This is a genomic window from Streptomyces sp. NPDC006923, assembly GCF_040635655.1.
GTDB lineage: Bacteria > Actinomycetota > Actinomycetes > Streptomycetales > Streptomycetaceae > Streptomyces.
This window is the reverse complement of the sequence record NZ_JBEYIF010000020.1, coordinates 12,041-38,526: the sequence shown is the minus strand read 5'-3', so window position 1 is coordinate 38,526 and position 26,486 is coordinate 12,041. Positions and strand designations below refer to the sequence as shown.

Genomic DNA, 26,486 nt, shown 5'->3' with positions numbered 1-26,486 from the left:
GCCGGCACCCCGCAACGCCGGGAGCCCGTGCGCCCGGCATGTGGCCGTCCGCGCGCGGAAGCCACGGTGAATTCCGACGGCGCCCTCTCCTGGGCTAATGCCTCACTCACGGAACACCCATCGGGTGTGCTCTGCCCGACACCCTTGTCCACCGTTGGGAGAGTACGCATGCGTATGGCCCGCTTCTCCGTGGTCGCGGCCCCGGCCGGGACCGCCGGACATCTGGAGGTGCGATGCGGTCCCGACACACGCTGACCCGCCTCGTGGCCGGGCTGCTCCTGGCCTGTGCTGTCGCGGTGAGCGGCTGCGGCAGTGGCGGTGGTACCGATACGGACACCCGCACCGGCAGTGGCGCCGGCCGGGCGGAGGCAACGCCGGTGCGGGCGGGCGCCCCGCTCAAGGACCCGGAAGAGCTGGTGAGCCGCGGCGGTGTGCTGCGCGCGCGGCTCGATGTGAGCAGGCGCAAGGTCGATGTGGCCGGCCGCAAGCTCTGGGCGCTCACGTACAACGGCCGCTATATGCCGCCCACTCTGCGGATCCAGCCGGGCGACAGGATGGAGCTGGAGGTGCGGAACCGGCTGGACAAGTACACGAATCTGCATGTGCACGGGCTGCATGTGTCCCCGTCCGGCAATTCCGACAATGTCTTCATCCATATCCACCCCGGCGAGACGTTTCACTACGCGTACAAATTCCTCAAGACCATCAAGCCCGGGACCTACTGGTACCACTCGCACGCGCACCCGATGTCCGCGCCCCAGGTCGCCGGGGGGATGTCCGGTGTGATCGTCGTCGAGGGTCTGAAGCGGTATCTGCCGCCCGCCCTGCGGAACATCACCGAGCATGTCGTCGCGCTCAAGGACTTCCAGGTCGAGGGTGACGAGGTCAGAACCAGGAATCTGCGGATCGGCGGAGCGACCAATCGCACGGTCAACGGCCAGCTCACACCGACCATCAGCATCCGCCCGGGTGAGTACCAACTGTGGCGGCTGGCCAATATCAGCGCCAACATCTACTACAAAGTCCATCTACAGGGGCAGCAGTTCCAGGTCATCGCCCAGGACGCCAGTCCCGTCGACCGGATCTGGAAGGCGGACTCGCTCGTCATCGCGTCGGGCGCCCGGTACGACGTGCTCGTACGGGGCGGGCCGCGCGGCAGTACGCAGTTGCAGACGCTCGCGTACAGCACCGGATCCGCCGGCAACCAGTTTCCGAAGGTGCGACTGGCCACCCTGGTGTCCGAAGGCGAAGAAGTGCCACCGGTGGCGCTGCCCGCGGCCTTCGCGCCGAGAGTGGATCTGAGCGATGCCAAGCTCGCTGCCCGGCGCACCATGGTCTTCTCCGAGAACAAGGCGGGGACGCTGTTCTACATCAACGGCAAGCGGTTCGACCCGGACCGGGTGGACGTCCGGTCCCGAGTGAACACCGTGGAGGAGTGGACCGTCAGAAACGACAGCGACGAAGAACACTCCTTCCATGTGCACACCAACCACTTCCAGCTCATGAGCGTCAACGGCCGCCCGTACCAGGCCCGCAGCATGCAGGACACCGCGAACGTCCCCGCCAGAGGACGGATCGTGGTGCGGAATCACTTCCTCGACTACACCGGGAAAACCGTCCTGCACTGCCACATCCTCAACCACGAGGACGGGGGCATGATGGCGGTCCTGGAGATCGTCAAGTGACGGACCGCGGGCTCTTCCCGGGTGTGGACGGGCCCGCGCCGGAGTCGTCACCGGCCGGAAGCGGTCAGACGGTACGGAGGCCGGCCGGTGGAGTGATCCGCCGGCCGGCCTCCGGTGTGTCCCGGTGGACCGGGACGGCCTTCAGGAGACGGGCGCGTGGCGGTAGTCCTCGTTCGCGAACGCCTTGCCCAGCTTGACGAGGTTCTCGGGCGCGTCCATACGGTCCATCGTCACCTCGATGAACGCGAGCCGGTCCCGGTGTTCGCCGGCCGCGTCGAGCGCTGCCGCGAACTCGTCCTCGGTCCGGGCGCTGATGCCGATGGCGCGGTCGGGCGCGGTGGTGAAGACATCGACCAGTTCGCTGTAGCGCCAGCGAGGGATGTCGTTGTATTCGGCGGTCGCGCCGAGGATGGTGCGCTCGACGGTGTAACCGTCATTGTTGATGAGGATGATGACGGGGGTGAGCCGGTGCCGCAGGATTGTGGAGAGCTCCTGAGCGGTCAGTTGGAAGGAGCCGTCGCCGATCACCAGAATGTGCCGGCGTTCGGGAGCCGCGAGCATGGTGCCCAGCAAGGCCGGGAGCGTATAGCCGATCGATCCCCACAACGGCTGTCCGACAAAGACACAGTCGTGGGGGAAGGCGAGCTCGGCGGCTCCGAAATAGGACGTTCCCTGATCGGCGACAAGCACGTCTCCGGGTCTGAGAAACGCCTGCATCTGCTGCCAGAACCGTTTCTGGACGAGCGGCGCCGCCTCTTCCGGCCGATAGGCGGTACCGGTGCGGACATCGCGCTGGTAGAGCGACGGGATGTCTCCCATGCTGTGCGCGGGAGCGTCAGCCGCGTGAAGGGCGCTCAGGGCGTCCTTCATGGAGACATGCGCGTACTGCACATGGCCGATACTCGCGGAGAACGGATGCATTTCGATGACCCGGGACTGGTCGATGGTCTGCGTAAAGCCGCCGGAGGTGGAATCGGTGAACCTCACACCGGCGGTGATCAGGCAGTCGGCGCTCTCGATGGTCGTTCTGACACTGGGCTCGCTGAGCTTTCCGGCGTACCCGCCGATGTACTGATCGTGGTCCTCGGGGAAAATTCCTTTGCCACTGCTCAGTGAGGCCACGGGGCAGCCGATCTTCTCGGCCGTCCGCATCAATTGCGGAGCGAGGTGATACCGGTCGACCTCGTGGCCGATCAGGACGGCGGCCGTACGGGCGGCACGCAGCCGGCCCGCCGCCTCCTCCGTGAAGGTCATGAGCCGGCGCGGGTCGCTGGAAGGCTCTGACAACAGCAGTGGCTCGGTCGGTGGCTCGATCGGCAGATAGGCCACGTCAGACGGCAGCATCAGATAGACAGGTCGCTTCTGCAACCAGCAGACGCGCAGCGCTCGATCGATCTCGGAGGCGGCGCCGTCCCGGTTCAGCCGTGCCTGAACGACCGAGAACTCACTCATGCAGGTCGAGAAATGAGTGAAATCGCCGTCTCCGAGCGTGTGGTGCACCAGCGCCCTGGACTCGACGACGAACGTCGCCGGAGTGCCGACGATCGTCACGACCGGCACTGATTCGGCGAACGAGCCGGCGACACCGTTGATCGCGCTCAGCTCGCCGACACCGAAGGTCGTGACCAGTGCGGAGATTCCGTTCAGCCGGCCGTACCCGTCAGCGGCGTACGCGGCATTGAGCTCATTGCGATTTCCCACCCAGTCGATGCCCTCCATCGCCTCGATCTGGTCCAGGAACTCCATGACGTAGTCGCCTGCCACACCGAAAACGCGGCGGACTCCGATCTCCCGAAGCCGCATCAGCAGATACTCACCGACGGTGCACGTTGCCATGAAGGAAAACCTCTCTTGCCGCGGATTCCGCCGCGTGGGCGGGGCGTTGGAACGGGCGGTTCGGGACATCGGGAAAACAAGAGGCGGGGAAAGCGGGAAACAGCACAGGAGAACAATCAGTACCACCCTTTAAGGGGATTTTCCGTACTTCCTAATTTCTGGGTGTGGCGTGGCGGCGAGGGGGGCCGCGGATCCGCTTCCCGAGCGCGGCCGTCGGCCGGGGGCCTGCGACATGGGTCTTCGGAGCCCGACCGGGGCGGGCCGGGACACGGATGCGTCCAGACCCGCCCCGGTGCGCCGGGCGGAGCGGCGGTCAAAGTCCTCGCCGCGAGGCCCGGTTGGTCCGCGCCCTGTCAGACGGCCGGGTGCAGCGCCGTGCGCAGGGTGCCGATCGCCTGGGTGATGGCGGCCTCGGCGGCGTGTGTCTCGCGCAGCGCGTTGAGCATCACGAAGTCGTGGATGATGCCCTGGTAGCGGACCGCGGTTACGGGTACGCCGGCCTGGCGGAGCTTGTTGGCGTACGCCTCGCCCTCGTCGCGCAGGACGTCGGCCTCGCCGGTGATGACGAGTGCCGGCGGCAGGCCGGTGAGCTGCTCGGTGGTGGCGCGCAGCGGCGAGGCGGTGATCTCGGCGCGCTGGGCGGGGTCGGTCGTGTACTGGTCCCAGAACCACTGCATGCCGTCGCGGCGCAGGAAGTAGCCCTCGGCGAACTGGTGGTACGAGCCGGTGTCGAACGACGCGTCGGTGACCGGGTAGAAGAGCACCTGCTGGACCAGCGGGATGTCCCCGCGCTCCTTGGCCATCAGGGTGAGGGCGGCGGTCATGTTGCCGCCCACCGAGTCGCCGGCGACCGCGATGCGGGAGGCGTCCAGACCCTTTGTGGCGCCGTCCCTGACGACCCACTGGGCGACCGCGTAGTTCTGCTCGATGGCGGTGGGGTAGCGGTGCTCGGGGGAGAGGTCGTACTCGGGGAAGACGACGGCGGCGTTCGCGCCCACGGCCAGTTCGCGGACGAGCCGGTCGTGCGTGTGGGCGTTGCCGAAGACCCAGCCCGCGCCGTGGATGTAGATGAGGACGGGAAGCGTCCCCGTCGCACCCTTCGGCTTCACGATCCGGGCCTTCACCGAGCCGGTCGGCCCGCCGTCGACGGTGATCCACTCCTCGTCGATCTCCGGCTTGGCTATGTCGCCGGACTGCACCTCGTCGACCGTTTTCCGTCCTTCGGCCGGCGCCAGGTCGAAGAGGTACGGCGGATTGGCCGTGGCCTTCGAGAACGCTTCGCCGGCGGGCTCCAGCACCGGAGCCGGCGGAATGGGGTTCACGGACATGTATCTGCCTCGAAACTCGCCGTAAAGAGCGCGGCGAAATAGTGGGGAGAGGGCGTGCCTCTGCACGAACACACTCACGATATCTGCTGAAATATGCGTGCAGTGCCCGGCACTTGCCTCTGCGTGCACGGCGCGGCGGAGCCCCCGGCGGTGGGGGCCTCCGCTGACCTGTGGAACGTCCGAGTTGTGCCGTCCAGGTGGAGGGACGGGCCTCAGGAACCCACTGGGCGAACGCTGTTGGGTCGGGTAGGGGCCCACGGATCCCCGCGCTGGTGTGTTCCGCTCGTGGCGTTCACCGTTTCCGGCGCGGTCGGCCGGCGCGGCTACGACGGGGTGGAATCGCCCTGCTGGGTCCGGCTGTTCCGCCATGCGCGGGGAGACATTCCGTACGCCGACCGGAAAGCGCGGCTGAAGTGCGCCGGGTTGGTGAATCCCCAGCGCTCCGCCACCGCGGAAACGGTCTGGCTCGTATGGCCGCGCCGCGCCAGCTCCCGACCGCACTCCTCAAGGCGACGGCGCTGGATGAACCGGCTGACCGTGATGCCTTCGCCTTCGAAGAGCCGGTGCAGATAGCGCACGGATATCTGGTGAGCCTCGGCGATCATCTCGGGCGCGAGCGCCGGATCGCGCAGATTCCGGTTGATGTAGTGCCGCACGCGGCGGATCAGACAGCCGCGTGTGGTGTCGCGGTCCACCACCGGCCTCGCCAGTTCGAAGACGAGAGTGGCCAGCAGATCCATGAGGTTGCCCGCCAGCCGGTCGCCGACCCCCGGATCGTGGGGGTGTGCCGAGGTGGCCAGAGTGGTGAGGAACGGGCCGAGCAGCGCGGCGACGCCCTGGGCCGGACTGATCGAGGTGCCGGTCACCTGCCTGAGTTCGCTGTCCGGCACGCCCAGCGCTCGGCGGGGCATATGGATCACATGGACCCGGAAGGGGTCCGGGTAGTCGAAGGAGTACGGCCGCGCCGTGTCGTAGATCACCAGCTCCGTCTCCCGTACCACGGTGCTGCGGCCCTCCTGGACCAGCGACGCGGTGCCCCGGGCCTGAACGGCGAGGCCGACACACCCCTCGGACGATCGCTTGATCAGCTCCGGTGTCCGCCGCATCCGCTGCGGTTCGGACTCGACGGTGACGACCCGGAGGTGCCCGAGCCGGTCGGATCTGATCCGGCCCGCGAACGGCGCCGGCTCCCAGCGCGTCACCACCAGGGGTCCCAGTGTTCTGTCGACTGCTGCGCTCCAGTACGCGATTTTGTGCTCATCCGGTACGGACGCGGTGGTCAACAGCAAACTCACAGGGTCTCCGATACGGAAGCGAACGGTGGAGCGGCGGCCCGGCCTCCGGAGGGACCCGGTCCCGGAAAGGACCCGGTCCCGGAAAGGGAAGGGCGCGCATCGCCTCGGCCGGCCCCCGTGGCACGGAGAGCCGACCCCGCAACGGAGCCTGCACGCGCCGGGACCCTGCCGTCCTCAGTCATCCGACGCGGGAATGACCATCAGTCGCGGCGGCTGCCCGGCCTGTCCGATCCGCCCGGCGTCCGGCACCGGCCGGAGGAAGGGCCTCCATTTCGGCGGCGTACGATCGGACATACCGCTCGGCCGTGGCGTCTGGCCGCTGACCAGGGGCCCCGGCCACTCATTCCGGCGCAGGAAGGAAGGCCGAGTGGCAGGAAGCGTGCTTTTCGGGCGGGATCATGAGATCGGCGTCGTCAACGCCCTGATCGAGCTGCTGCCGGAGCGCGGCGCCGCCCTGCTGCTCCGCGGGGAGCCCGGAATCGGGAAGTCGGCGCTGCTCGCGCGCGCCGCGTCGGACGCCGCGGACGCCGGAGTGACGGTGCTGACCGCGGCCGGGGTCCAGTCGGAGGCACAGCTTCCGTTCGCGGGTCTGCACCAGTTGGTGCGGACGCTGCTCGACGGTGTGAAGGGGCTCCCCCCAGTGCAGTCGGACGCGCTGCTCGGAGCCTTCGGCATGGCGGGCTCCTTCGCCGACGCAGCGGTGCCCCAGTTCTTCATCATCGCGCTCGCCACCCTCAATCTGCTGGACGAGGCATCGACGCGGGGGCGCCTGCTCCTCGTGGTGGACGACGCGCAATGGCTCGACATGCCGACGCTGGACGTCCTGGGTTTTATCGCCCGCAGGCTGGGCGCCGAACCGATCGGCCTGCTGATCGGCCTCCGCGACGGCCACGCGGGCCCGCTGGACGTCTGCGGGATCCCGGAACTGCGACTGCGCTCCCTCGATCCCGCGGCGGCCGAGGCGCTCCTGCACGACCGGGCGCCCGCGCTGGCGGCCGGGGCCCGCCGGCGCGTGCTGGAAGCGGCCGCGGGCAACCCCCTGGCGCTGATCGAGCTCCCCCTCGCACTGAGCGACGACCGGCCCGTCGCGGACTTCCTGACCTCGACGCCCGTGCCGCTCACCGCCCGGCTGGAGGAGGCTTTCGCCTCCCGCGTCCACGATCTGCCGTCCGACACCCGGCGGCTGCTGCTCGTCGCCGCCGCCGACGAGGAGGGCGCGTCCGCCGAAGTGCTGGCGGCCACCTCCGTTCTCACCGGTACCAAGGTCTCGGAGCAGGCGCTGGCGCCCGCCGTGGAGGCCCGGCTGCTCGACGCCGACGAACTCCGGATGAGCTTTCGTCACCCCCTGGTCCGTTCCGCCGTCCTCCAGGCCGCGCCGCTCGCGGACCGGCTCGCGGCGCACGCGGCCCTGACCCAGGTGCTCGACGGTCAGCCCGACCGGCAGGCGTGGCACCGGGCGGCGGCCACCGGCCGCCGGGACGAGGCGGTGGCCCGACGACTGGACGAGGTGGCCGCGCGGGCACGGGGCCGCGGCGCGATCACGGTGGCGGTGACGGCGCTGGAACGTGCCGCGAGGCTGAGCGAACGGGCCTCCGGCCGTGGCGCGCGACTCCTCGACGCGGCGGAACTCGCCTTTGAACTCGGCCACACCGAGCAGGCGTTCGGTCTGCTGCGGCAGGCCGAGCCGCTGCAACTCGGCACACTCCAGCGGGCCCGGCGGCTGCTGCTGCGCGAAACGCTGGAAGTGGACGTGTCGGTGGGCGAGCCCCGGCTGCACCTGATCATCTCGACCGCCCGGCGAGCGGCCGCGGAGGGCGACCCGGCGCTGGCCCTGCGGCTGCTCAAGGGAGCGGCCCAGCGCTGCTGGTGGACCGACCCCGGCCGGGAGATTCGGGAACGGATCGTGGCGGCCGTGGAAGCGCTACCGGTGTCCGAGCTGGACCCCGACCTGCTGTACGCCCTGGCCGCCGCCACCCCGCTGGAGCGCGGGACGGAGGTACGGGAGCGCCTGGACCGGCTGGCGCGGGAGGACGGCTATGACGCCGCCGCGGCCGCCACACTCGGCACGGCGGCCACCCTGATCGGCGCCTTCGACCGGGCCGCCGGATTCCTCAGCCGTGCCGCTGCCGAATTCCGGGCCCAGGGCAGACTCGGCCTCCTGGCGGGGACCCTTGTGCCCCTGGCGTTCACCATGGTCCACACCGTGGACTGGGCGGTGGGCATGCCCGCGGTGGAGGAGGCGGCGCAGCTCGCGACGGAGAATCAGCAGCCGCGTTGGCTCACGGGCGCGAAGACGGCCAAGGCCCAGTTCGCGGCGTTGCGCGGCGATCTGGACACCGCCCGGATCCTGGCGGGAGAGGCGGAGGGCGCGGCCCTGACCACGGCCCACCACTCCAGTCTGGCCTCCATCCAGATCGCCAGGGGCCTCACCAGCCTGGCCGCGGGCAACCCGTCCGAGGCGTACGACTGCCTGTGGCGCGTGTTCGCCCCGGCCGACCCCGCCTCCCATCCGTTCCTGCGGACGGCGGCGATCGGAGATCTCGCCGAGGCCGCGGTACGCGGCGAGCACCGCGAGGCCGCCCTCGCCGAGCTGAGAAAGCTGGAGAAGGCCGTCTCCGGAAGCGACGCGCAGTTGATCCAGGTGAATCTGGGCTACGCCCGCGCCCTGCTCGCCGACGACGAACACGCGGAGGAGCTCTACCGGGCGGCCCTGGACCTCGACATGACGCACTGGCCTCTGGCGCGGGCGCGGCTGATGCTGGCGTACGGGATCTGGCTGCGGCGCCGGCGCCGTACGACGGAGGCGCGGACGCCGCTCCGGTTCGCCCGGGAGTCCTTCGACGCGCTCGGTGTCCTCCCGTGGGGTGAGCGCGCACGCAAGGAACTGCGCGCCTCGGGGGAGAGCAGTGAGCGCCGCAACCCGGGCGCCTGGGACCGGCTCAGCCCGCAGGAGTCGCAGATCGCCCGTCTGGCGGCGGAAGGTCTGTCCAACCGGGAGATCGGCGAGCAGCTCTACTTGTCGCCGCGGACCATCGGCGCGCATCTGTACCGGATCTTCCCGAAACTGGGGATAAGCTCCCGGGCGCAGTTGCCGGACCGGCTCAGGAACGCCGACTGAATGCTCCGGAACGAGAGTGTGCTCCGGAACGAGAGTGCGGGGGCTCCGGTCCCCGAACGGCACCACCACGCGGATGAGGAGAGCGATGACGACACTGGAAGAGGCGGCCGCGCTCGGGCGGGACGAAAGCGGGCTGGCGGTGATCTCGACACTCCGGGCCGACTCCACCATCCAGTCCTCGCTCGTCAACGCCGGAGTGCTGGCCCATCCGTCGACGGACGAGGCCGTCCTGGCCTTTGTCACCTACGGCAGGGTGAAGCTGGCCAACCTCCGGGCCAGACCGCAGATGACGGCGACCTTCCGCAGCGGCTGGCGGTGGGCGACCGTCGAGGGCGACGCCCAGCTCGCCGGTCCTGACGATCCGCAGCCCTGGCTGGACGCCGAGGGGCTACGGCTGCTGCGGCGCGCGGTGTTCGTGGCGGCGGGCGGCGAACACGAGGACTGGGAGGAGTACGACCGTGTGATGACCGAGCAGCGCCGCACCGTTGTTCTCGTACGGCCGCGCCGGGTGTACAGCAACTGAAAGCTGTCCGGTCGGTCTTCGCGGGCCCGGACGGGTGACCCGGGCGGCGAAGAATTGTCATAAGCGGGCCAAATCGGGCAAGGGGCCCGTCACCTGCCGTGTCACCGATGGCCGCCGACTGGGCGACTTCGCAACGACTCGGAGCAGCCGCTGCAAGAATCCAACTGATAATTGCAGCAAGGCGGCAAGCGTACGAAAATACCTTGTATGAGCCTTGTGGGATGGGGTGTTGGGGTCCTAATGTCACCTCACCCTCATGGCGTCCGCTCCGCCTCGACGTCTGGGTGTTCACCCTGCCGAGAGAAACGAGCACGCGATGTCACGGAGCAGCAGAGGAAGCGCCGCGAGACGGTCCGGGGGACCGCGGCGAAGAGTGGTGACGGTGGTCGCGGCGCTGATCGCGGCCACTGTCGGCCTGAGCACGCAGACCGGCGGCACCGCGCTCGCCGACGGACGCGCGGACACCGCCCCGGCGCCCGTGGTGACCCGCGCCGCCCTCGATCCGTCGCTTGTCGCGGGCCGGGGCGCGGATCTCGGGTTCGTCGAGCAGGAGGCCGAGAACGCGACGACCACCGGCACGGTCATCGGCCCGGACCGTACGGCGTACACACTGCCGGCGGAGGCGTCCGGCCGTAAGGCGGTCAAGCTCACGCCGGGCACATACGTCGAGTTCGTCCTGCCGAGCGCTGCCAACGCCATCACCGTGCGCTACAGCATCCCGGACGCGCCCAACGGCGGTGGCATCACCGCCCCGCTCGATGTCACGGTGAACGGCAAGAGCCGGACCACCATGACCCTCACCTCGAAGTACGCGTGGCTCTACAACCAGTATCCGTTCTCGAACGACCCCAACGCCGGTCTGCTGCAACCGGACTGGTGGATCACCGAGTGCTCCTGTGTGCCCAGCGCCACCACACCGGCGCCGACGATCGCCAAGCCGTTCCGCCCGAACCACTTCTACGACGAGCAGCGCCTGTTGCTGGGCCGGAAGTACCGCGCGGGTGACACGGTGCGGCTGACGGTGCCCGTCGGGAGGGGAGCCACGGAGACGGTCGTCGATCTGCTCGACTCGGAACTCGTCGGCGCGCCGCACACCAGGCTCGTCGCGGCGAATGTGCTGGCGTTCGGAGCCGACCCGCTCGGCCGGCGCGACTCCGCCGACGCGTTCGACAGGGCGATCGCCTTCGCCCAGCGCAAACACCTCACGGTGTATGTCCCGCCCGGTACCTACCAGGTGAACCGTCACATCATCGTCGACAGGGTGACGATCGAGGGCGCCGGTAGCTGGTACACCATCATCAAGGGCCGCGAGATCGCGCTCGGTACGCCCGCGCCGGACGGGTCGGTGCACACCGGCGTCGGCTTCTACGGCAAGGACGCGTCGGCCGGCGGCAGTACCAATGTCCATCTCTCCGGCTTCGCGATCGAGGGCGACGTCCGTGAGCGCGTCGACACCGACCAGGTGAACGGCGTCGGCGGAGCGATGAGCGACTCGACCATCGACGGCCTCTATATCCACCACACCAAGGTGGGCATGTGGTTCGACGGCCCGATGACAAACCTGCGGATCACCAACAACGTCATCACCGACCAGATAGCCGACGGCCTCAACTTCCACACCGGCGTCACGCATTCGGTCGTGTCCAACAACCTCATCCGCAATTCGGGCGACGACGGCCTCGCCATGTGGTCCGAGAAGACCGCGAACGCCCACAACACCTTCGCCCACAACACCGTGCAGACTCCGGTCCTGGCGAATGGCATCGCCGTCTACGGCGGCACCGACAACACCATCTCGGACAACCTCGTCGCCGACCCGGTCCGGGAGGGCAGCGCCATCCAGGTCGGCTCCCGCTTCGGCGCCGAGGCGTTCAGGGGACACCTCTGGATCACCGACAACACCACGGTCCGCGCCGGTACATACGAGCTGAACTGGAACATCGGCCTGGGAGCCATCTGGTTCTACGCCCTGGAGAAGAACATCGACGCGGACATCCAGGTCGTGGGGGACACCTTCCTCGACAACACCTACAACGCGGTGATGCTGGTCAGTGACTTCCCGGTGAAGGACCTCTACTCGATTACCAACGTCCACTTCAAGGACATCAAGGTCGACGGCACGGGCACCTCGGTGGTCAGCGCCCGGGTGGCGGGATCCGCGTCCTTCGAGAATGTGGACGCGCGCAATGTCGGCGCGGTCGGTGTCAACAACTGCGGTTCGTTCAACTTCACACCCGCAGGCTCGGAGTTCTCGCTGACGGATCTCGGCGGCAATGACGGAGGCGGCACCACCGGGCCGTGGCTGGCGCCGTGGGAGCTGCCGAACACCATCACCTGCGACGACCGTCCGCCGGTGGTCGCACCGCCCGCGCCCGCCGCATGGTGAGGCGCGACCGGCGCGTGCGGTGAACGACCGGCCGGCCGCCCGGGACCGACCCGGGCGGCCGGCCGAACCGGGCACCGCGTGCCCGATGTCCGACGTCAGCCAGAGGACGGCTTTTTCAGCAGCCCGTCGAGAGCCGCGTCGGCGATCGCGTCGGCGCTCTCCTCGGTCAGGGGGCGGTGTCCGGAGATGAGCCGGAAGATGAGCGGGCCGAAGAGCACATCGATGGCGGTCTCGACATCGACGGAGGGATCCACCTCGCCCCGGTCCAGAGCCCGCTCCCACAGGGTGCGCATGGCGTCCCGGCGTCCCGAGAGGAAGAACCGCCGGAAGTACGGGCCGGCTTCGGCGTCGGTGACGCAGGCGGCGAGCAGTTGGGAGAAGACCGTGCCGGCCCGGCTGGCGTAGAAGGCGCTGACCCGCCTGACCTGTTCGGCGAGATCGCCGCGGGCGGACCCGGTGTCGGGAAGCGGGATCGCGTCGGCCATCCGGGTGCCGAAGGCCTCCGCGGCGACCGCGGTCTTGGACGGCCAGTGCTTGTAGATGGTCGCCTTGCTCACTCCGGAGCGCTCGGCGATGGCGTCCACCGTCACCGCGGGCAGACCGCCCTCGTCCAGCAGTTGCCCGGTGGCGGCTATCGCGGCGCCGTGCGCGCGCAGACTGCGCGGCGAGCGGGGGTGGGCGAGGATACCGCGCGCCCCGCTCGCCGCAACCGGGCTTTCCCCGAGTACCATCCGGTCAGCCCGCCCGGACGTCGTCGTGGTCGGTGGACAGGGAGAGTTCCCGCCAGGTGTTGATGTCGCCCCGCAACTGGTCCACCTTGGCCTCCACATTCGTCACCGCGTCGGAGCCGAGGAGCAGGCGCAGCGGGGGCTGCTCCTCCTCGGTGATCCGCAGAATCGCGGCGGCGGCCTTCACCGGGTCGCCCGGCTGCTCGTGGTTGCGCTGTGTGGCGGTGCGGCGCATCGCGCCGGAGGTCCCGTCGTAGTCGTGGATCACCGACCCCTCGGTGTGCAGGCTCGTGCCGTCGAGGAAGTCCGTCCTGAAGTAACCGGGCTCGACCAGGGTGACCCGGACTCCGAGAGGAGCGACTTCCTTGCTGAGGGCCTCGGTGAAGCCCTCGACGGCGAACTTCGTCGAGTTGTAGAGGCCCCATCCCGGCGAGCCGACGAGCCCTCCCACCGAGCTGATGTTGATGAGATGTCCCGAACGCTGGGCGCGCAGTACGGGCAGGACCGCGCGCTGGACATTGAGCGTGCCGAAGACATTGACGTCGTACACCGAGCGCGCGGCCTCGTCGCTCGCCTCCTCGACGGCGGACAGCAGCCCCCGGCCCGCGTTGTTGACGACGACGTCGATCCGGCCGAAGGCGTCGACCGCGGCCCGGACGGCCTGCCCGGCCTGCGCCTCGTCCGTCACATCGAGATCCACGGCGAGCAGCGCGTCGCCGCCCTCGGGAAGCTGATCCTTGATGGACGCGGCGTCGCGTGCCGTCGCGACGACCTGATGGCCCGCGGCGAGCGCCTGCCGCGCGAGCTCCAGCCCGAAACCACGCGACGCTCCCGTGATGAACCAGACACTCATGATGACCTCCTTGGCCGGACAGGGCCCGGCCGTGCCGGCTGTGCTGAACGACATCCAGAACGGTACTGAACTGTACGACCAGTTTACTCGCGTCCGGGCCGCGGGCCACTCGGAGCGGACGGCGCGCCGACGGCTCGACGGCCGGGCTCCGCTGACATGCGACACGGCATGCGGTGCGAGAAGCTGGAGAGATCGGGGGAGGCGGCAACACGGCCCGAAGGAAGTGGTTGCCCACCATGCCGGACCACACGCAGCGCCACACACACGACTGGACGCCCAGTCCGACACGCAGCGACCTGGGCAGACGGGTCGTGGCACGCCGTGAGCAACTGGGGCTCACCCGTGAGGAGACGGCCGAACGCGCCGGATCGGCGCCCGAGTACATCCAGTACGTCGAGGATCAGCAGGCCGCACCGGGGACCGGTTTCCTGCTGAGGCTGGCCCAGGCACTGGAGACCACCGTCGGGGAATTGACGGGCACGGGGACGGATCTGCCCTCCGGGATCGGCCGGGCGGCCCGCCATGCCGAGCTGATCACACTCAGCGAGGAAGAGTGCCGGGCGCTGCTGTCGACCCATGGCGTCGGCCGGGTGGCGGTGGCCACTCGTGAGGGCCCCGCCGTCATTCCCGTCAATTACATCGTCGTCGACGGAGCCGTCACCTACCGAACAGCACCCGGCACCGCGGCCGCCCAGGCGGCGGACAAGGAAGTCGCCTTCGAGGTCGACCACATCGACGACGCGATGAGCAAGGGCTGGAGCGTCAATGTCGTCGGCACCGCGCGTGCCGTCACCGGAGACGCCGCCGCCCGCGGCCTGGACCAGCAGGCATACACCGAACCCTGGGCAGGAGGAGACCGTCCGCTGTGGCTGTCGATCTTCCCCGCCCGTATCAGCGGCCGTCGCATAGACACCGCGTCGACCCGTCCGGGCAAGCGCGGTGGCGGCACACGGCTCACCGATCGCCAAGGACGACACCACTCATGAAACACATCTCGCTCGCCGGTCTCGACGTCTCCCGCATCGGGCTCGGCTGCATGGGAATGTCGGCGTACTACACCGGCGCCGGAACAGACATGAAGGAATCCATCCGCACCATCCACCGGGCGCTCGACCTCGGTGTGACCTTTCTGGACACCGCGGAGGTCTACGGCCCCTACACCAATGAGGAGCTGGTGGGCCGGGCCATCGCCGGTCGGCGCGACCAGGTGGTGCTGGCCACGAAGTTCGGCTACATCTCGCACCCGGACGCGGACGCCCAGCGGTTCGACAGTTCGCCGGAGAATGTCCGGCTCGCTCTCGAAGGATCGCTCCGCAGGCTCGGCACCGACCACATCGATCTCTACTACCAGCACCGGGTCGACCCCGATACGCCGATCGAGGAGACGATGGGAGCGCTCGGCGACCTGGTGAGGGAAGGGAAGATCCGGCACATCGGCCTCTCGGAGGCCGGTCCCGAGACCATTCGCCGCGCCCACGCGGTGTGTCCTGTGACCGCGCTCCAGTCGGAGTACTCACTGTGGACCCGGGACCCCGAGGCGGAGGTGCTGCCGACGCTGCGGGAGCTCGGCATCGGCTTTGTCCCCTACTCCCCGCTCGGCCGGGGCTTTCTGACCGGGCGCATCCGCTCCACCGAGAAGCTGGCCGACGGGGACTTCCGCAGGACCAACCCGCGCTTCGCCGAAGGGAACTTCGAGCAGAACCTGCGCATCGTCGACGAGGTGGAGAGCGTGGCGCGGGACGCCGGGGTGACGCCGGCCCAGGTCGCGCTCGCCTGGCTGCTTTCCCGGGGCGACGACATCGCCCCGATCCCCGGGACCAAGCATGTGTCCCGTCTGGAGGAGGACGCCGGAGCCGACAGGGTACGGCTGACCCCCGGGCAGATCGACCGGCTGAGCTCGATCGCGGCCCCGCTGGGCAATCGCTATGCGGACATGACGCCGCTGAATCGCTGACGGCGGGCCCGCCCGGCGCCGGGGAAGCCGGGCGGCTCCCCTCATGACCAGGCCCCTTCCCGAGGCGAGCGGATCGCGGCTCAGGCGGTCGCGGGACGGCGCAGGTGATGGGCGAGGAAGGCGACGCTCCGGGCCACGAGGGGCACGACATCGGCGTTGAGGAAGATGTGTTCCGCGCCCGGTACGGAGACGAGTTCCACCTCGTTGCCGGCGGCCCGCAGGAGCCCGGCCAGCCGCTCGCTGTGTTCGAACGGGACGAGTGTGTCCCGGCTTCCGTGGATCAGCAGGAAGGGCGGCGCGGACGAGCGCGCGTAGCTGACGGGGCTGGCCGCCGCCGCGCGGCGCGCCCGGTCGGCCCGGTCGCCGCCCAGCAGCGTCGCGAAGGGGTCGTCGGGGCCGGGGTCGTCCGGCAGCAGCGGGCTCAGGTCGGAGATCCCGTACCAGTCCACGACCGCCGCGACCGTCGTGTCGCCCTCCGCGACTCCCTCCGTGCCCTCCAGCGGAGGACGGCCCGCGCCGGTCAGTCCCGCGAGCGCGGCCAGGTGACCACCGGCCGACTCGCCCCACACACCGATGCGTGTCCCGTCGATCCCGAGCTGCCCGGCGTAGTGGCGCAGATAGCGGATGGCGGCCTTGACGTCGTGCAACTGGGCGGGGAACGGCGCTTCGCGGGCATGGCGGTAGTCGATGGCGGCCACGGCCAGTCCGGCCCGGAGCAGGGAGCCGAACAGCAGGTCCGCGCTGACGGTCGGCGGGGGATGGCGCCGGTCGCCCTCCATCCATGCGCCGCCGTGGATCCACACCACCACCGGCGCGGGTCCGGTCACGGCGGGTACGGACAGATCGAGCAGCCGCGCCCGGTAACCGGAGTTGGTGGCATAACTCAGGCCGTCGTACCTGCGTACACCGTCGGCGCCGGTGGCGGGGGCGGTCGGTGGAAGCTGTACCGGTGGTACGGCGAGTTCGGGCGGTGGCCAGGTGATGTGGCCGGGCTCGGATTCCAAGGGTGCTCCAGAAGTCGTCGGGCGGGGGAGCGCCGCCGACCCGGGCCCGGCGGCAGCCGGTGCCGGGCGGGGGCCAGCGGCAGCCGGTGCCGGGCGGGGGCCAGCGGCGGGTCCGCTCGTAAGGCGCTCATTCCTTGGTCGATCCGGCGAGCATCCCGGACACCAGCGTGCGCTGGGAGAACAGGAAGAGCACCAGAACGGGCAGGATGGCGACGAGAATCGCCAGGGACAGCTCCGGGATGGTGATGTTCAGACCGGCACCGGCCACCGGGTTGAACGCCGGGGTGGAGGTCAGCAGTTGGTTCAGACCCACCTGGACGGGGAACTGCTCGCTGCTCGGCAGGACGAGATAGGGCAGGAAGAAGTTGTTCCAGTTGCCCACGAAGCTGAAGAACGCGACCAGCCCCACCACGGGTTTCGCCAGCGGCAGCGCGATGCGGGAGAAGAGCTGCCACTCCGTGCAGCCGTCGATCCGCGCGGCCGACAGAAGATCCCTGGGCAGGCTGCTGCCGAAGTAGATGTAGACCAGGTACACGCCGAACGGAAAGAAGGAGAAGGGCAGGATCACGGACCAGACGGTGCCGATCAGATGGAAGCGGTTCAGTTCCAGGAAGACCGGCAGGACCAGGGTGGCCTGCGGCATGATCATCGTGACCAGAGTGACTGTCAGCAGGGTCTTGCGGCCCCGGAACTTCGTCAGGGCCAGCGCGTAGCCGGCCGGCACGCTGACGGCCAGCGTCAGGACGAGCGATCCGCCGGAGTAGACGGCCGAGTTGCGCAGCCAGGTGGCCATGGCGCCGTCCTGGAAATCGAACAGGTGCCGCCAGGCGGTGCCGATCTGCTGGAACGAGCCGAAGGACAGCGGATTGTCCTGCACCACTTGGCCGGCGGTCTTCGACGGCGCGAGCAGCAGCCAGATCACCGGCAGTACGAAGAACACCAGCAGCACGGCCAGCAGAACGCCCACGACCAGGAAGGACACGGCCCGGGAGGGCCGGACGCGCCGGCCTGCGGCTGTTGACGGGAGAGCGGATTGGGTCATTTCTCGTCCAACTTGAACAGGTTCGATCGGGCGACCAGCAGACCGGCGGCCACGAGTCCCAGCGCCAGCAGAAAGACGGAGATGGCGGCGGCGCCGTTGAAGTCGCCCTGCTGGAACGCGTAGACATAGGCGAGCTGATTGGGTGACCAGGTGGGGCTCACCCGCCCGAGGCTGGCCGTCTGGAGCAACTGGGGCTCGACAAAGAGCTGGGTGCCGGTGGCGAAGGCCATGATCGCCATGTACACGATCCACTGCCGGATCATCGGGATCTGGATGTGCCAGGCGGTGCGCCAGGGCCCCGCGCCGTCCATCCGGGCGGCTTCCAGCACTTCGTCCGGGATGTTGTTCAGCGCGCCGTACATCACCACCATCCAGCCGCCGGCGCCGGTCCAGAAGGCGATCAGCATCAGGATCAGCGGCAGGTTGCCGGGCGCGAGCACGGCCGCGAAGCTGTGCATGCCCATGCTGTTGAGCAGCCAGGACACCGGGCTGACGTCCGGGTCCAGCATGAACAGCCAGACCAGGACGCTCGCGACCCCGGCGAGGGCGCCGGGGATGTAGTAGAGGAAGCGGAAGAGCGCCGAGGTGCCCGGCCGCACCCGGCTGCGCAGGACCACCGCGACCAGCACCACCAGGACGACCAGGACGATCAGCCACATGACGAGGTAGAGCAGCATATGGCTGAAGGCCGGGACGAAACGGTAGTCCTGGGCGACCTTCACGAACTGGTTGAACCCGGTGAACTGGCCCCGGTCGTTGGTGAGCGCCAGATAGAACGAATAGGCGGTCGGGAAGACACCGAACGCGAGCAGCAGCAGCGCGTAGCCGGCGACGAAGAAGTAGCCCGCGGGGCCGGGGCCCCTCCGCCGCGGCACAGTGCCGCGGCGGAGGGTGGAGACGGCGACGCGCTCAGTCTCCAGCAGGGTCATTCGCCGACCACCTGGTACCCCTCGGCCCGAGCCTGGTTACCGATCTCCCGCTGCCAGGCCGGCAGCGTGGAGGCCAGGCTCTTGCCCGAGGTCAGGGCCGGCAGCACAACGCTGGACCAGGCCGTGGCATCCGAGAACTTGGTGTTCGACCAGCCGGTCCACACCTCGTCGGCGGCCTGCTGGAAGGGCTTGCTCACATCGTTGGCGAAGTAGTCGCTGTTGGCGGGGTTCGCCAGCCACGCCTCGGCGGCCTTGGTGTAGGCCGGGTAGGTGGGCGCGGACGCCTGGTTCTCGTCGGAGGTGGTCAGCCAGGTGACCAGATCCGAGGACGCCTTCAGGTTGGCGCTGTGCGAGGACACCATCCACACACCGCCGCCGACATTGCCGGTGGCCTGCTCGGTCTCCCCCGGCCAGGTCAGCGGGGGCGCCACGGCGATCTGCTTGGCCGGAGCCTTGAAGGCCGCCTTGAACAGATACTGGCCGTACCAGGACGGGCCGTACGCCATCAGCACCTTGTCGCCGCTGTCCTTGGCGAAGCCCTGGCTGAAGAAACCCTTGGTGGTGACGGCCTTGGCGGAGATCAGCTCGTCCAGCAGGTTCGCCATGCGGACGCACTTCTCGTCCTTCAGGTCGCTGCGCAGAGTGTTCGGCTTCACCAGGCTGAACGCCGGGCACTGGCCGGACCAGAAGTACGACTCGTGGGAGTTGGTGTCGCCGACCGAGCCGACCAGGTAGCCGGGGTGCTCCTTGGCCACCCGCTTGCCCAGCGCCTGGTACTGCTCCCAGGTGGTGGGGACCGGATATCCCCACGTGTCCATGAGGGTCTTGTTGTACCAGAGGACCACCTGCGCGATGTCATTGCGCAGGCAGTAGGTGTGGTCGTTGAACTGGCAGGGCGTCAGAGAGCCCTTGGCGAAACCGTCCAGGGTGGCGCTCGGTACGAGCTTGTCGTCCAGAGGCGCGGCGAACGGCTGCGCGCCGGGCTTGGTGGGCTCGGACGCCCAGGTCACGTCGGTGGGCGAGCCGAACACCACGTCCGGCCAGCCGCTGCCGGTCCGGTCGAAGAGCTGCACCTTCGACTGGAGATATGTGGAGCCGTCGGCGCCGCCGTCGTACGTGACGATCTTCATCTTCACGTCCGGGTGCGACGTCTGGTACGCCTGCACCGACGGCAGCCGGGTCGAGTCGGCCCACACCGTGATCTGTGAACCGTCCTTCTGCGCGGCCGGCTTGAACGCCGGTGCCGAGGAGGCGGACGGCCCGGTGGTGGTGTCGGCACTGGCACAGCCGGCCAGTACGGCCGCCGCGGCCAGGGAGAGCGCGGCCGCGGCGGTGCGCAGCACGGTGCGGCGTCGGCCGGCTCTGGGAGATCCGGAAGACCTCATTGTCTTGCCTTTCTTGTTCTTGCGTGGGACAGGTAACGCGCCGGATGGGGGCCCCGGGTGCGGTGACGGCGGACTGCTGCCGGCCGGCCGCCGCTCCGGTCAGCGCGGCTGCTCGACGAAGGGCTGGAGGGCGCTGCCGTAGCCGAAGTCGAGCGGGAGGGCAATGCCCGGCCCCGTGGGGGCGTGCACCAGACCCTGAGCGTCCACATGGCGCTCGCGGACAACCTTCGTCGCGGTCACCAGGGACTCGTAATAGGTGGTGTTGGAGATGGCCATGCACAGGTGGTGGTTCGGGATGTCCGAACCGTGCACCTCGGCACGCAGCCGGTAGGCGTCGGCGAGGTGTGCGGTGCGCATGGCGCCGGTGATCCCGCCCCGGAGGGTGGTGCCGGCCCGCACCCCGAACGTGGCGGCGCCGGCCCTGATGAAGTCCGCGGAGTTCATATGCGCTCCGTCGGAGGTCTCGGCCACCAGCAGTGGTATGTCCACGGCCGTCGCCAGCTTCTGGTACGCCGAGATGCTGAACTCGCGCATCGGTTCCTCGTACCAGAGGTAGTCCGCCTCGGACAGCGCACGCCCCAGCCGGATCGCGTCGGGCAGGTCGAAACCGGCCGATCCGTCGTACATGAGCGGGACCGAGGGACCGACGTGTTCCCGCAGCGCCAGACACAGCTCGGCGTCACGGCGGGCGTCGCCCCAGGCGTGCAGTTTGATACCGCGGTAGCCCAGTTCCAGGCACTGGTCCGCCACATCGAGGAACTCCGCGGTGCTGGAGAACGTCGAGGTGGAGGCGTACGCGGGGATCGCCTCCCGGAAACCGCCGAGCAGCCGCCAGACCGGCTGGCCGTGGTAACGGCCGGCCAGGTCCCACAGGGCGGTGTCGATGAGGCCCAGGGTGGGGAGCGGGAGTTCGTGGATACGGTCCAGCTCCCACACCCGGTGCCACAGCCATTCCCGCTGGAACGGGTCGGCCCCGACCAGTTCGTCACGGAAGACCCGCTCCACCAGGTCCCGCAGGGTGGTGAAGGCTCCCGGCCTGGCGAACAGAGCCACGCCCTCGGCCCCCTCGTCGGTGCCGATCCGCAGGACCGCGCCGTCGCCCACCGGAGCGCTTCCGCTCAGTCCGTCCCTCCAGCGGAAGGGCGGACTGGCCGCCGGAACATCGATCCGGTGTACTTCGACATGGGTGATCTTCATTCTGGCTTTCATTTCTGTGGGGGCGGGCCGGCCCGGGAGCGGGTGAGGACCCGGGGCGTGTCGCGGCAGGAGCGCCGTCCGCCCGGGGGCCGGGCGGGACTCGTGACACGCCCCGGGCGCGTGCGGGTCAGAAGTCGCCGTACGCCTGGAGCCCGTAGATACTGCCGCCGTTCCAACTGGAGCCGGTGACGGTCAGCCGCAGGTGGCGGGCGGTGACGGGTTCGTCGGCGAACGAGTAGTTGGCCGCCGAGACGGTGTTCTCTGACGTGTGGTCGTCGAGCCTGGACCACGTCTTCCCGTCGGTCGAGTACTCCAGGCGGTAGGTGTAGCCGCTGGGCTTCTCGAAGGTGGTCACCACGCTGGAGATCTTGGTGTCCTTGCCCAGGTCGACCTGGATCCAGGACGGGTCGGGCAGGCCGAGGCCCTGCGCCCAGCGGGTGGACAGGTCACCGTCCACCGCCTTCTCCGGTGTGTTGTCCTCCGAGAACGACGAGGCGGTGACGGGCTTGCGCAGCGCCAGGTCGTTGTCGGCCGGAGTGGTGACGACGGCCGCCGCACTGGGCCCGGAGGTGTTCAGCGCGGCGTCCCGGGCGACGACGGTGAAGGAGTACTCCTTCTCCGGGGTCAGACCGGAGACCCGCAGGGTCGTGGCGTCGGTGACGGCGATCCGCTTGCCGTCCTGGTAGACGACGTAGCTGGTCACGCCCGTGTTGTCCGTGGCGGCCGGCCAGTCGAGGTCCAGCAGGCCGGGCAGCAGGGGCCTGACACCGGGCCGTCCGGGGGCCGAGGGCGCCGTGGTGTCCGAGCTGGGCGCGCTGCGGGTGCCGTAGACCTGGAAGTCGACGACACTGCCGCCGTTTCCGCTGGTCCCGGTGACCGTCAGCCGCACGAAGCGGCCGGCGACCGGTTCGGCGGTGTGCGCGTAGTCGGTCATCTCCGTGGTGTTCGCGGAGGTGTGATCCGCCAGGGTCTTCCAGTTGACCTCGTCCGGTGACACCTGGACGCGGTACTTGTAGCCCTTGCTCTTCTCGAAGGTGGTGATCGCGCCGTTCACGTCGTACTGGGCGCCGAGGTCCACCTGGATCCAGGACGGGTCGGGCAGGCCGAGGCCCTGGGCCCAGCGGGTGGACAGGTCACCGTCCACCGCCTTCTCGGGGACATTGCCCTCCGAGTCGGACGACGCGGTGACCGGCTTCTTCAGCGCCAGGTCGGTGCCGGAGGGCATGGTGACCTTCAGCGCCGGGCTCTGCGAGGACTCGTTGCCGGCCGCGTCACGGGCGGTGATCCGGAAGCTGTAGGTCTTGCCCGCGGTCAGGCCGGACAGGCGCACCGATGTCTTTCCGGAGGCGCTGACGAGCGTGTCGTCGCGGTAGACGGAGTAGCCCGTGACGCCCGTGTTGTCGTCGGCCGCCGGCCAGTCGAGGTCCGCCACGGTCGGGAAGTCGGTGACCGCGGCCGGAGTGCCGGGGGCGGTCGGCGCCTTGTGGTCGGTGACGTCCGGGCCCGGGTCGAGGTGACGGTAGCGCGGCTGGAGGCCGGCGTTGTTCACGATCGAGGCCGGGAGCTGGTCGCAGGAGCCGACGGTGGTGTTGCCGGTGACGGTGTTGCCCGTGCTGTTGGCCTGGGTGGTGAACGCGGGCTGCGTGGTGAAGTTGCCGGTGGCGGTGATGTCCATGCCGTGGTTCATCAGCATCCACTGGTACGACACGTCGCACAGGGCGTTGCCCGTGTTCCGCCAGTAGCGGCTGCCCTCGTCGTGGTAGATGGCACCGTAGGCCGGCTCCGGGACGCCATGGATGTAGTTGCCTGCGACGAGCCCGCCGGGGTTGGTGCTGAGTGTGTAGATGGCGCCGCCGTCGGCCTGCGACTTCATGATGTCGGAGATCTCGTTGTGCGTGACGATGTTGTCCCGGCTGGTGGTGTCGGTGTCCCAGACCGGTACGCCGGAGTTGCCCGGGTAGTTGGTGTCGCCGCCCTTGTCGGTCAGACCCCAGCCCCAGCCCACGGAGATACCGCTGTAGGGCAGGTCGTAGACCTTGTTGTGGGTGATCACCGTGTGGTCGGTGTAACCGGCCAGGATGCCCAGGGAGCCGTTGTACTGGTCGGCGACCTTGGTCACGACGTTGTTGTCGACCGTGACGTCCTTGGTGATGTCGCGCGGGTCGTCGGGGTGGGCGTCGATCACATCGGTGCCGCCGATCTGGATGCCGGTGGCGGCGATCTGGCGGAAGACGTTGCCCGTGATGGCGGCGGACTGGGTGCCGGTGTTCAGATTCAGGCCGACCGCGCCGAGGTGGGTGAAGGTGTTGTCCCGGAAGCCGACGTTGTGGCCGTAGCTCACATTGACCGCGCCTGGCGTCTTCTGCCACTTCAGCCGGGTGGAGTCGAAGTCGGGGTTGCCCTCGCCGACCATCCGGAAGCCCGCCTGGCCCTCGATGAGGCCGTCGGGCGAACTGGGCGCGAGCCAGGTCGAGTAGGAGAAGGTGATGCCCTGGAAGGACACGTTGGCGACCGGGTGGCCCTTGGTGCCGTTCAGATCGACCAGGTCCTGCACCTGCGGCACCGTGACGGTCGCGGTGGACAGGTCCTGGCCGGGCTTGGGCATGTAGTAGACCTCGCCCCGGCTCCTGTCGAGATACCACTCACCGGGGCTGTCCAGCAGCTCGCGGGCGTTCTCCAGCCAGGTCGGATTCTGGATCTCCTGGCCCTGCTGGAGGTGTGCGTTGTGCCAGCAGGGCTGTTCCATGGTCATCGTGTTGCCGGAGATGGACTGCACACCGCAGCGCTGGAGCTTCCAGCCCCAGCTGCTGACGACCTCCAGGTCCGAGGGACGCTGGTAGCCGCTGATGCTGGTGTCGGTGAAGGTGTAGCCGGTGGACGTCTTGTTGAAGCCGGGCGGGTTCTTCGCGCCGCGCGCCCGGGTCTGCAACTCGCCGTTCACATAGAGCTGCCGGGTGTCGAGGTCACCGGCCCTGGCCTTGTAGACACGCCCCGAGGCGTCGGCCGGGGTCCACCCGGTGATCTGCCTGCCGCCGCTGATCACCGGGTGCGCGCCGGGCGCGGCCTCGTAGACGACCTGGTGGCCGTCCCGGCCGGAGTCCTGGGCGGTGAGACTGAAGGTACGGCTGAGCTGGTACGTACCGGACATCAGCCGTACACGGACATCACCGCGGACCCTCTTCCCGGCCTCACGCACATAGTCCCGTGCGTGTTCCAGCGTCTTGAACGGACGCGCGGCGGTGCCGGAGCCGGAGTCCCGGCCGGACGGTGAGACATAGACGTCCAGGCCCGGTGCGCGCGACGGGGACGCCTGGGCCGGTACGGCGGCCAGCGGCGCCGCGGCCGCGGCCAGGGACAGGGCGGCTACCAGCGCTCTTCGGAGCGGTATGAACATGCCTTTACGGGCAGACGGTACAGACACGGAAATCCAATCGCCTGAATGAAGTGACGTCGGGGAACCCGGTCGTCCTCCGGGTCCCTCTGGCGTTGGGCGGCTCGGTCCGCGAGCCGTGCGGTGGTGTGACACCCCGGGGCGTGTTTTCCGCCCTGGGGGGCGCCCTACGAGGCGGACGTCTCCGCCGACAGCGGACCGTCCGCGACACCGGTCGGTTTCGACGGCCGCGCGGGTGCGCCGGAGGCGCCGCGGGAGTCGAGGTTGAACAGCCTGTCGCGGATCTTTCGTTCGAACTGGCTCTGCGTGGTGGCGATGTGTTCCACCATCAGCTCCCCGGCGAGAGCGGCCTCCCCCGCGGCGACCGCCTCGGCTATGGCGAGGTGCTGTGCCGCCGCAACTTCCAGGGACCCGGGCGCGTCACCGTGGAAGAGCAGCACATCCGACTGTGACGCCAGGCGCCGCACACCGGCGACGCTCGACCTCAGAAACACATTGTGCGCGGCGGCGCCCACCGCGTCGTGGAACGCGGTGTCGGCCTTGGCGAAGCCGTAGCCGTCGCCCGCCCTGGCCGCCACCAGGGATGTCTCGGCGCACTCCCGGATGGCCCTGACCTCGATCGGCGTGGCGAGGGAGGCGGCGCGGCGCGCCGTCTCCGACTCGATCACGGTCCGGTAGTCCAGGAGCATCAGGACGTCTTCCATGCTGGTGGGCCGGAAGTGCGAGAGCTGATCGTCCACCAGCCCGCCGGCCGAGTCGGCGACGAAGATGCCCGCGCCGCGCCGCACGCTCAGCCGGCCGATGGCGGCCAGCACCTTCACCGCCTCGCGGGTGACATTGCGGGAGGCGCCCAGGATCTGGGCCAGCCCCTGTTCGGTGGGCAGCCGGTCGCCGGACCGCAGATTCTGCTCGGCGATGTAGTTCAGGAGCTGCTCGGCGACCAGCTCGTAACCGGGCCGGTAGCGACTCGACGCGTCGTCGTCCCCTCCGCCAGGGACCTGTGATGGAGCTGCCACGGCGTACCCCCCTCGTATGCGTTCGAATTAATCAGGTTCATCGGCGGGGCAACTATGACATCCGCGTTACGCGTTGAGAAGAGCCCGGATGAAACTTCGTCCAGGCACCCCCTCGTTACCGCTCGCAATATGGCAAAAGGGATATCCAACCCCGAAGTATTGCGCGGAAGGGATCTGATCCTTATGGTCCTGCCTGTCGGATGAAGCAGATCCTTTGTGGGGAAGTGCGGCGGCGCCGGGACGGGCGCCCGGCATAGTCGCCACCAGAATCCGCCTCCGGCGTGAGCCGCGGCAGGAGCGCGGGGCCGGACGGCCCGCCGGTGCGCCACGCGGTGGGATTTCCGAGCGCGCACCCCCTGGGAGAGACCGCTATGAGACTGGCAGCGCACGACCCGGCCGGAGCCGGACACCCCCTGATCGCCGGCGGGCTGCCACCGGCGAAGGAGGGCTGAGCGGTGCAGCGCTTCGCCGCCGTGATCCGGCTGCGGCCCGAGAAGGAGTCGGAGTACCGCGAACTGCACGCCGCCGCCTGGCCGGGCGTGCTCATGGCCCTCAAGCGGGCCAACATCGGCAACTACTCCATCTTTCTCCGGGACGGCCTGCTGTTCAGCTACCTGGAGTACACGGGAACGGACTACGCGTCCGACACCGCGCTGATCGCGGCCGACCCGGTCTCACGCGAGTGGTGGGCGATGACCGACCCGTGCCAGCAGCCGCTGGACAGCGCGTCCGAGGGGGAGTGGTGGGCCCCCGCCGAGGAGATCTTCCACCTCGACTGAGGCAGCCCGCCGGGGCCATGGCGGCGACCGTGTGAGA

The 26,486-nt window shown here is 69.3% G+C and carries 19 protein-coding genes; 7 read left to right on the top strand and 12 right to left on the bottom strand.

Annotation, left to right across the window (positions count from 1 at the left end; translation table 11 throughout):
• The first annotated feature begins 233 nt into the window (after positions 1-233).
• Complete coding sequence (locus tag ABZ707_RS29230; protein ID WP_360180603.1) at positions 234-1,685, top strand: multicopper oxidase family protein; 1,452 nt, start codon at positions 234-236, stop codon at positions 1,683-1,685.
• Positions 1,686-1,826: 141 nt separating this feature from the next.
• Here the strand turns inward: ABZ707_RS29230 and ABZ707_RS29225 are convergent, their stop codons facing one another.
• The 3 genes from ABZ707_RS29225 to ABZ707_RS29215 form a co-directional block, all read right to left on the bottom strand.
• On the bottom strand, positions 1,827-3,521 hold the full coding sequence (locus ABZ707_RS29225) for an alpha-keto acid decarboxylase family protein (protein WP_360180601.1): 1,695 nt from the start codon (positions 3,519-3,521) through the stop codon (positions 1,827-1,829).
• Between the two features lie 353 nt (positions 3,522-3,874).
• Complete coding sequence (locus ABZ707_RS29220) at positions 3,875-4,849, bottom strand: alpha/beta hydrolase (protein WP_360180599.1); 975 nt, start codon at positions 4,847-4,849, stop codon at positions 3,875-3,877.
• Between the two features lie 323 nt (positions 4,850-5,172).
• Positions 5,173-6,144: a helix-turn-helix domain-containing protein gene (locus ABZ707_RS29215; RefSeq protein ID WP_360180597.1), complete on the bottom strand. Its 972-nt coding sequence runs from the start codon at positions 6,142-6,144 to the stop codon at positions 5,173-5,175.
• A gap of 367 nt (positions 6,145-6,511) precedes the next feature.
• Here ABZ707_RS29215 and ABZ707_RS29210 point away from each other — a divergent pair, with 367 nt between their 5' ends.
• The 3 genes from ABZ707_RS29210 to ABZ707_RS29200 all read left to right on the top strand — a co-directional run bounded on the left by ABZ707_RS29210 (position 6,512) and on the right by ABZ707_RS29200 (position 12,171).
• A complete protein-coding gene (locus ABZ707_RS29210; protein WP_360180595.1) occupies positions 6,512-9,262 on the top strand; it encodes an AAA family ATPase in 2,751 nt (916 codons plus the stop codon).
• Between the two features lie 85 nt (positions 9,263-9,347).
• Positions 9,348-9,785: a TIGR03618 family F420-dependent PPOX class oxidoreductase gene (locus ABZ707_RS29205; protein WP_360180593.1), complete on the top strand. Its 438-nt coding sequence runs from the start codon at positions 9,348-9,350 to the stop codon at positions 9,783-9,785.
• A gap of 316 nt (positions 9,786-10,101) precedes the next feature.
• A complete protein-coding gene (locus tag ABZ707_RS29200; RefSeq protein WP_360180591.1) occupies positions 10,102-12,171 on the top strand; it encodes a glycosyl hydrolase family 28-related protein in 2,070 nt (689 codons plus the stop codon).
• A gap of 95 nt (positions 12,172-12,266) precedes the next feature.
• Here the strand turns inward: ABZ707_RS29200 and ABZ707_RS29195 are convergent, their stop codons facing one another.
• Both ABZ707_RS29195 and ABZ707_RS29190 read right to left on the bottom strand, forming a co-directional pair.
• The gene (locus tag ABZ707_RS29195; protein ID WP_360180589.1) at positions 12,267-12,902 is read right to left on the bottom strand and encodes a TetR/AcrR family transcriptional regulator; all 636 of its coding nucleotides are present in this window, start codon (positions 12,900-12,902) and stop codon (positions 12,267-12,269) included.
• 4 nt (positions 12,903-12,906) lie between these two features.
• Positions 12,907-13,752, bottom strand: coding sequence for an oxidoreductase (locus ABZ707_RS29190; RefSeq protein WP_360180587.1), 846 nt, complete (start codon positions 13,750-13,752; stop codon positions 12,907-12,909).
• A 236-nt stretch (positions 13,753-13,988) separates the two neighbouring features.
• Here ABZ707_RS29190 and ABZ707_RS29185 point away from each other — a divergent pair, with 236 nt between their 5' ends.
• Together ABZ707_RS29185 and ABZ707_RS29180 are read left to right on the top strand one after the other, a co-directional pair.
• The gene (locus ABZ707_RS29185) at positions 13,989-14,738 is read left to right on the top strand and encodes a pyridoxamine 5'-phosphate oxidase family protein (RefSeq protein ID WP_360180585.1); all 750 of its coding nucleotides are present in this window, start codon (positions 13,989-13,991) and stop codon (positions 14,736-14,738) included.
• Positions 14,735-15,706 (top strand): aldo/keto reductase, encoded by a 972-nt coding sequence (locus ABZ707_RS29180; RefSeq protein WP_360180583.1) that lies wholly within the window; start codon positions 14,735-14,737, stop codon positions 15,704-15,706. The genes ABZ707_RS29185 and ABZ707_RS29180 overlap by 4 nt, the downstream gene beginning before the upstream one ends.
• An 80-nt stretch (positions 15,707-15,786) precedes the next feature.
• Here the strand turns inward: ABZ707_RS29180 and ABZ707_RS29175 are convergent, their stop codons facing one another.
• From ABZ707_RS29175 to ABZ707_RS29145, 7 genes are all read right to left on the bottom strand, one after another.
• Positions 15,787-16,710 carry an alpha/beta hydrolase gene (locus tag ABZ707_RS29175; protein ID WP_360180581.1) on the bottom strand — a complete coding sequence of 308 codons (924 nt, stop codon included), beginning with the start codon at positions 16,708-16,710 and terminating at the stop codon, positions 15,787-15,789.
• 127 nt (positions 16,711-16,837) lie between these two features.
• Positions 16,838-17,752: a carbohydrate ABC transporter permease gene (locus ABZ707_RS29170; protein ID WP_360180579.1), complete on the bottom strand. Its 915-nt coding sequence runs from the start codon at positions 17,750-17,752 to the stop codon at positions 16,838-16,840.
• Positions 17,749-18,681 carry a sugar ABC transporter permease gene (locus ABZ707_RS29165; RefSeq protein WP_360180577.1) on the bottom strand — a complete coding sequence of 311 codons (933 nt, stop codon included), beginning with the start codon at positions 18,679-18,681 and terminating at the stop codon, positions 17,749-17,751. Before ABZ707_RS29165 ends, ABZ707_RS29170 begins: the two co-directional genes overlap by 4 nt.
• Complete coding sequence (locus tag ABZ707_RS29160) at positions 18,678-20,066, bottom strand: extracellular solute-binding protein (RefSeq protein ID WP_360180575.1); 1,389 nt, start codon at positions 20,064-20,066, stop codon at positions 18,678-18,680. The genes ABZ707_RS29165 and ABZ707_RS29160 overlap by 4 nt, the downstream gene beginning before the upstream one ends.
• Before the next feature lie 99 nt (positions 20,067-20,165).
• On the bottom strand, positions 20,166-21,263 hold the full coding sequence (locus ABZ707_RS29155; RefSeq protein WP_360180573.1) for an enolase C-terminal domain-like protein: 1,098 nt from the start codon (positions 21,261-21,263) through the stop codon (positions 20,166-20,168).
• Between the two features lie 127 nt (positions 21,264-21,390).
• Entirely contained in the window at positions 21,391-24,657 is a 3,267-nt protein-coding gene (locus ABZ707_RS29150; protein ID WP_360180571.1) for a discoidin domain-containing protein, read from the bottom strand.
• A 164-nt stretch (positions 24,658-24,821) separates the two neighbouring features.
• Positions 24,822-25,670 carry an FCD domain-containing protein gene (locus tag ABZ707_RS29145; protein WP_360180569.1) on the bottom strand — a complete coding sequence of 283 codons (849 nt, stop codon included), beginning with the start codon at positions 25,668-25,670 and terminating at the stop codon, positions 24,822-24,824.
• A gap of 455 nt (positions 25,671-26,125) precedes the next feature.
• Between ABZ707_RS29145 and ABZ707_RS29140 the strand changes: the two genes are divergently transcribed.
• Positions 26,126-26,449, top strand: a complete 324-nt coding sequence (locus tag ABZ707_RS29140) for an L-rhamnose mutarotase (RefSeq protein ID WP_360180567.1) — start codon at positions 26,126-26,128, stop codon at positions 26,447-26,449.
• The last annotated feature ends 37 nt before the right edge of the window (positions 26,450-26,486 follow it).

Excerpts from the sequence above, each read along its gene's own strand:
- ABZ707_RS29230 (WP_360180603.1), top strand. The coding sequence starts at position 234 with ATGCGGTCCCGACACACGCTGACCCGCCTCGTGGCCGGGCTGCTCCTG.
- ABZ707_RS29225 (WP_360180601.1), bottom strand. The coding sequence starts at position 3,521 with ATGGCAACGTGCACCGTCGGTGAGTATCTGCTGATGCGGCTTCGGGAG.
- ABZ707_RS29220 (WP_360180599.1), bottom strand. The coding sequence starts at position 4,849 with ATGTCCGTGAACCCCATTCCGCCGGCTCCGGTGCTGGAGCCCGCCGGC.
- ABZ707_RS29205 (WP_360180593.1), top strand. The coding sequence starts at position 9,348 with ATGACGACACTGGAAGAGGCGGCCGCGCTCGGGCGGGACGAAAGCGGG.
- ABZ707_RS29200 (WP_360180591.1), top strand. The coding sequence starts at position 10,102 with ATGTCACGGAGCAGCAGAGGAAGCGCCGCGAGACGGTCCGGGGGACCG.
- ABZ707_RS29195 (WP_360180589.1), bottom strand. The coding sequence starts at position 12,902 with ATGGTACTCGGGGAAAGCCCGGTTGCGGCGAGCGGGGCGCGCGGTATC.
- ABZ707_RS29190 (WP_360180587.1), bottom strand. The coding sequence starts at position 13,752 with ATGAGTGTCTGGTTCATCACGGGAGCGTCGCGTGGTTTCGGGCTGGAG.
- ABZ707_RS29185 (WP_360180585.1), top strand. The coding sequence starts at position 13,989 with ATGCCGGACCACACGCAGCGCCACACACACGACTGGACGCCCAGTCCG.
- ABZ707_RS29180 (WP_360180583.1), top strand. The coding sequence starts at position 14,735 with ATGAAACACATCTCGCTCGCCGGTCTCGACGTCTCCCGCATCGGGCTC.
- ABZ707_RS29170 (WP_360180579.1), bottom strand. The coding sequence starts at position 17,752 with ATGACCCAATCCGCTCTCCCGTCAACAGCCGCAGGCCGGCGCGTCCGG.
- ABZ707_RS29165 (WP_360180577.1), bottom strand. The coding sequence starts at position 18,681 with ATGACCCTGCTGGAGACTGAGCGCGTCGCCGTCTCCACCCTCCGCCGC.
- ABZ707_RS29160 (WP_360180575.1), bottom strand. The coding sequence starts at position 20,066 with ATGAGGTCTTCCGGATCTCCCAGAGCCGGCCGACGCCGCACCGTGCTG.
- ABZ707_RS29155 (WP_360180573.1), bottom strand. The coding sequence starts at position 21,263 with ATGAAGATCACCCATGTCGAAGTACACCGGATCGATGTTCCGGCGGCC.
- ABZ707_RS29150 (WP_360180571.1), bottom strand. The coding sequence starts at position 24,657 with ATGTTCATACCGCTCCGAAGAGCGCTGGTAGCCGCCCTGTCCCTGGCC.